Here is a 5,862-nt window from a genome sequence, read left to right as displayed (position 1 = left end):
AACGTCACCGATAAAAATATTATATTTCTGTCCTTTGAGGGCAAATTTTAAATAAGCGGCAAAATTGAGAGCAATTTTATTATGATCAGTAGTGCCTCCTGTCATCGGTACGATTTCCCCATCTTGATACTCATGTTTATAGGTTGCCGTTTCCTCTAGTTGTAAATATTCGGCAAAGCTATAGATATTTTTATCTGTTGCTATGGTCATAATTTATTGATTGAGTCCCCCAATTGATTATAGCAATTATTGTACTGGTGAGATACAAAAAAGTTACCATAAATTAGCTAGGTTTAGCCGAGGAAAAGATAACAGCTATTTTAATAGGACTCTTAAAATTTTTTAGCCAGCAACTAAACAGGAATTTGATCTCTCCCAAATGTGGGACAATTGACAAAGAACTAAGAATTGTAGAATCCCCCCATCATGACCTCGGAACTATCGAAGCAATACGATCCCAAGATCACAGAAACGAAATGGCAGCAATATTGGGAAAATCAAGAAATATTTACAGCAAACCCCGAAAAAGGCGGCGAAACCTACTGCATAGTCATCCCCCCTCCCAATGTTACCGGTAGTCTCCACATGGGTCACGCCTTCGAGAGTTCCTTGATTGATACACTTGTTCGCTACAAGCGCATGACCGGCAAAAATACCCTCTGGCTGCCCGGCACAGATCACGCTAGTATTGCAGTACAAGCTATACTCGATCGCCAATTAAAAGCCGAAAAAACCGACCGTTATCAACTAGGAAGGGAAAAATTCCTCGAACGCGCTTGGCAATGGAAAGAGGAGTCTGGTAGTACCATTGTTAATCAACTGCGACGCTTGGGGGTATCCGTCGATTGGACGCGGGAACGTTTCACTATGGATGAGGGACTTTCCCATGCTGTCCGTACTGCTTTTATCAAACTCTATGAGGACGGATTAATCTATCGCGGTCAATACTTAGTTAACTGGTGTCCCGAATCCCGGTCGGCCGTTTCCGATTTAGAGGTGGAAAACAAGGATATTGAGGGAAATCTCTGGTATTTTCGCTATCCTCTTAGCGATGGTAGCGGTTATCTTCAAGTAGCCACCACAAGACCCGAAACCATGCTCGGTGATACTGGTGTCGCTGTCAACCCGCAAGACCCCCGTTATCGCCATTTAATCGGCAAAACCGTCACTTTACCGATAATGGGGCGAGAAATCCCGATTATTGCCGATGAATTGGTGGATCCCGAATTCGGTACCGGTTGCGTCAAAGTTACGCCGGCCCACGATCCCAAGGATTTTGAGATGGGTAAACGCCATAATTTGGCCTTTATTAATATCATGAATTTAGACGGCAGTTTAAACGAAAATGCCGGAATATTCGCAGGTCAAGATCGTTTTGTTGCCCGCAAAAATGTTGTTAAAAAACTCGATGAAGACGGCTTTTTAGTCAAGATTGAAGCCTATCGCCATAGCGTCCCCTATAGCGATCGAGGTAAAGTTCCCGTGGAACCCCTTTTATCTACCCAATGGTTCATTAAAATTGAACCTTTAGCCACAAAAGCTTTAACCTGTTTAGATCAGGAAAACTCGCCCCGTTTTGTGCCAGAAAGATGGACAAAAGTTTATCGCGATTGGTTAGTTAAACTAAAAGATTGGTGTATTTCTCGACAACTGTGGTGGGGTCATCAAATTCCCGCTTGGTATATTATCAGTGAAACTAACAACGAAATTACTAACCATACTCCCTTCGTCGTTGCCCCAGATGAAACCTCCGCTTTAGCCAAGGCTAAACAAGAGTATGGAGAGGATATAATTATTCAACAAGACCCCGATGTTTTAGATACTTGGTTTTCTTCGGGATTGTGGCCATTTTCGACTATGGGATGGCCAGAAAAAACCCTTGATCTAGACACCTATTATCCCACCACAACCCTCGTCACCGGTTTTGATATTATCTTTTTCTGGGTGGCCAGAATGACGATGATGGCGGGCTATTTTACGGGACAAATGCCCTTTAAAGATGTCTATATTCACGGTTTAGTTAGGGATGAAAACGGCAAAAAGATGTCTAAATCTGCCAATAACGGCATCGATCCGCTAATTTTAATTGATAAATACGGAACCGATGCTTTACGATATACCTTAATCCGAGAAGTGGCAGGAGCAGGACAGGATATCAGTCTGCAATACAACCGTAAAACCGATGAATCGGAATCCGTAGAAGCTGCCCGAAATTTTGCCAATAAAATTTGGAATGCTTCCCGTTTTGTCATGATGAATCTGGAGGGAAAAACCCCAGAAGAATTGGGAGAACCAGCTTTAGAAAATTTAGAATTATCTGATCGCTGGATTTTATCTCGTTATCATCAAACAGTGCAAAAAACTAGAGATTATCTAGAAAATTATGGCATGGGAGAAGCGGCTAAAGGTCTATACGAATTTATCTGGCGCGATTTCTGTGATTGGTATATCGAGTTAGTAAAAACTCGTTTATGGAAGGATAAAGAATCAGTTTCCTGTGCCACGGCCCGGCAAACTTTGGCTTTTATCTTGGCAGGGACATTAAAATTATTACATCCCTTTATGCCCCATATTACCGAAGAAATTTGGCATCATTTAACCCAAGAAAATCAGCAGGTTTTAGCTTTAGAAACCTATCCAATAGCTGATAGTTCTCTGATCGATTTAGACTTAGAAAATACTTTTGAGTTATTAATTGAAAGTATTCGGGTGTTGCGTAATTTGCGGGCCGAAGCAGGGATTAAACCGGGGGCAACGATTACGGCAATTTTACAGACAGAAAACAGCCAAGAATTAGCTATTTTGCAACGCGGACAAGTGTACTTAAAAGACTTGGCCAAGATCGAAAACTTAATTTTGACGGCAAAATTGACCGAGGAAGTCAATCAGGCGATCGCTGGTGTTGTCGCTACGGTAGAAATCCTCATCCCCCTGTCCGGATTGGTTGATATATCGGTATTGGCCGGGAAATTAGCGAAAAATTTAGCTAAGGTAGAAGGGGAAATCAAGAGTTTGAGCGATCGCTTGAATAAACCTAGCTTTGTCGAAAAAGCTCCAGAAGCTTTAATCGAAAAAACGAAGCAAGCTTTAGCAGAGTCCGAAAAACAAGCCCAAATTCTCCAAGAACGCTTAAAACGTCTGCAATAGTGATTTTATACCAACTAAGTCCGGTAGGCTAGATCAAAGGCGTTGTCAAATTGAAAGATGATCCGAATCAGCTTGGAACTCAAATTACTTTGATAGCAAGGATTGCATTGCATCTTTCCTATTCTGATCTGACAACGCCAGATCAAAGCTACTGCGATCGAGATTATCGAAAATTTGGGTTTAAAACCCCGTCGTAGAACGACGGCTTTTCTTGATCCCTGATATAAGTGGGGAGGCACAATTATTTGTAGGATGGGTTAGCGGTAGCGTAACATAATCGGGCGTTGGGTTTCATGCTTCAACCCGACCTACGTTCATCTGTCTCCTGTCTCGACTAGGAAATTAATTTTGCACGACTACTGAAATAAACAATCAAAATATTGTTTATTTCTTTTTGTTGCGATTGAGTATTTATACTGAACTTTTGTCCCTAGGATTTCTATAATAGTGTTAGGACAGCTAAAAAGTTAATTTGCGATTCGTTGACTGGGTATATGTAGTCAAGCTCGACATTTTTATAACAGTTCTAGTCACAATTATCTGGTAAAAGTGTGGGTGATTTTTGTAGGTTAGTTTCCGACTAATCTCCGCTCGGTTTTGCTTGGAATCACAGCTAAGAGAAGGGGTAGATTATGAGTACTGATTATTCTCTATTATTTGATGGGACTGATGACTATGTAAGTATTCCCCATAGTTCAAATTTAAGTCTGACTCGTTTTACGATTGAAACTTGGGTGAATCCCAGTCAAGTTAAGGGAGATTGGCAACCGCTTGTTACCAAAGAAGATAGTAGTGGAGGAAGCAGAAACTATGGTTTATTTATTGCTCCTAATGAAATGAGGGTTCTTTTCTCATTTTTAGGTATTTATGGAGATTGGCGATATGACTATAGTATTAGTTCCCTAAAACTAAATCAATGGAATCATATTGCCATGACTTATGATGGCTCTCAGTTTAATTTTTATTTTAATGGAGTTTTAGAAAAAAGTTATAATTTTGTAACTGTTCCTATTCAGAATACTGAACCTGTAAAAATTGGAAAAGAAGTTAATGTTTGGAATCCCTTTACAGGAAAAATGGATGAAGTGCGTATCTGGAATAAGGCGCGTACTCAAGCTGAAATCCAAGCGGATATGAATTATCCGTTAACGGGAAGTGAAACAGGTTTAGTGGGATATTGGCCGTTTAATGAAAATGCAGGAAATACTGTCACTGATTTAGCAGGAAATGATAATAATGGGACTATTTTAGGTGGAGCAGCTTTTACTTCTGGGGTATTTACTCCGGGGACGTTTGTGTTTAGCCAGCCGAATTTTACTGTAAAAGAAGGGGGAATAGGAATTAAAGAAGTTACCATTAATCGGATTGATGGATTAGGTGGAGAAGCGAGCGTTACGGTTGATTTAAGTGATGGTCTTGGGGTTTCTGCTGCTGATTATGATAATACTCCCATTGTGGTTAATTTTGCTAATGGAGAGACGGCTAAAACAGTATCAATCCCTGTTACAACTGACACGGTTAATGATGCAGGTGAAACGATTAATTTAACTTTGACTAATGCTACAAATGGCGCAAATATTGGTAGTCAAAATACAGCTGAGGTGAAGATTGTTGAGGATCATGCCATTCAGTTTAATGGGGTGAATCAGCAGGCAGATTTAGGGACGTGGTTTAACTATCAAAACTTTACTTTAGAAATGTGGGTAAAAGCGGGAAACACACAGGTTACATATGCCAATATTATCGATAATAATCACAGAACACATCTTGGATGGGTGGTACAGCAAGATGCGAGTGCAACAAATCATTATTCGCTTGGAGTTAGCGGTTCTCCAGACGCAGGTGTCAGATTTGTTCTAACTCCCAATATATGGCAGCATTTAGCTTTTGTAAAAGACGTAAACTCTCTTTCGGTTTATATAGATGGAGTCCTCATGGGTTCTAGTCCTTACAGTGGTTCAATCAATTATAACGGAAGTCAATTTTTGCGTCTCGGAAATTGGGGTGGTGGAGGTCGGAACTGGAATGGAAGTATGGATGAAGTGCGTATATGGAATACTGCTCGCACGGCTTCTGAAATTGCTAATAATTTTAATCGCTCTGTCGCATCAAATTCTACAGGATTGGTGGCTTATTACCATTTCGATGAAGGTACAGGTACTACATCAGTAGATTCAACTGTTAACGCCCATACTGCAAGTTTAATCAATAATCCAACATGGATAAATGAAGGAGCTATTTTTGTCAATGAGCCTAGTATTTTATCTTTCAACCAAGGGAATTTTAGTATTAAAGAAGATGAAACATCTATTGTTGCTGTTACTGTGATTCGGACTGGAAGATTTAATAGTGAAGTCAGTGCGGATGTTGCTTTAAGTTTTTTAACAGGAGATACAGCATCAGCCGATGATTTTACAACTAATTCTGTAACAGTTAATTTTGCAATAGGTGAGACGAGTAAAACGGTAACAATTCCAATTAAAGATGATTCCTTAGCTGATAATAATGAAACGGTTCACTTAATCTTAAGTAATCCAAGTTCAGGTACAACAATTGATCCAAATAATAATACAGCAATCCTCACCATTATTGATAATGAAGGAACTGCTGGCAATGATAATTTAGTAGGAACTACTGGCAATGATGTGATTAATGGATTCGCTGGTAATGACGCTATTTATGGATTAGCAGGAAATGATTATTTAATTGGAGAAG

3 protein-coding genes are annotated in these 5,862 nt (G+C 39.9%); 2 read left to right on the top strand and 1 reads right to left on the bottom strand.

The window, feature by feature from the left end:
• Nucleotides 1-210 (bottom strand): Uma2 family endonuclease (locus tag MICAI_RS22180; protein ID WP_039900725.1); only part of this gene is annotated, 210 nt, incomplete at its 3' end.
• Between the two features lie 216 nt (nucleotides 211-426).
• Here MICAI_RS22180 and MICAI_RS22175 point away from each other — a divergent pair.
• Both MICAI_RS22175 and MICAI_RS27485 read left to right on the top strand, forming a co-directional pair.
• Nucleotides 427-3,147: a valine--tRNA ligase gene (locus MICAI_RS22175; protein ID WP_008207327.1), complete on the top strand. Its 2,721-nt coding sequence runs from the start codon at nucleotides 427-429 to the stop codon at nucleotides 3,145-3,147.
• 632 nt (nucleotides 3,148-3,779) lie between these two features.
• The coding region (locus MICAI_RS27485) for a LamG-like jellyroll fold domain-containing protein (protein ID WP_039900724.1) at nucleotides 3,780-5,862 on the top strand (2,083 nt) is incomplete at its 3' end.

The organism is Microcystis sp. T1-4 (assembly GCF_000297435.1).
GTDB lineage: Bacteria > Cyanobacteriota > Cyanobacteriia > Cyanobacteriales > Microcystaceae > Microcystis.
Note: the sequence above shows the minus strand (reverse complement) of the source record. Positions and strands in the feature narration are given on the sequence as shown.